A 255-nucleotide genomic window follows, 5' to 3' on the forward strand; every position below is an offset into this window, starting at 1 on the left:
TGAGCCTGTCAGAAATTTTGTGTTCAAGGCATAACATGTACCCAAAGGAGCATGTATGCCAAGCAAACCAAAAGCAGGGTCTGCGCCCCCGCCTGAGCTGCCCGCGATTCCAGAGGAGCTCATCGATGAGTTCGTGAAGGGTCCGATGACGGCGGAAGCGGTGCAGGCAGCCTCGATGGCGTTCAAGAAGGCGCTGATCGAGCGTGCGCTGGGCGCCGAGCTAAAACATCACCTGGGCTATCCGAGCGGAGGCCA

1 pseudogene is annotated in these 255 nt (G+C 58.4%); it reads left to right on the forward strand.

The window, feature by feature from the left end:
• Positions 1-55 precede the first annotated feature (55 nt).
• A pseudogene (locus VSR82_RS40325) lies at positions 56-255 on the forward strand (IS256 family transposase); the annotation flags it as partial.

It is taken from the genome of Burkholderia sp. JPY481 (assembly GCF_038900515.1).
Lineage (GTDB): Bacteria > Pseudomonadota > Gammaproteobacteria > Burkholderiales > Burkholderiaceae > Paraburkholderia > Paraburkholderia youngii.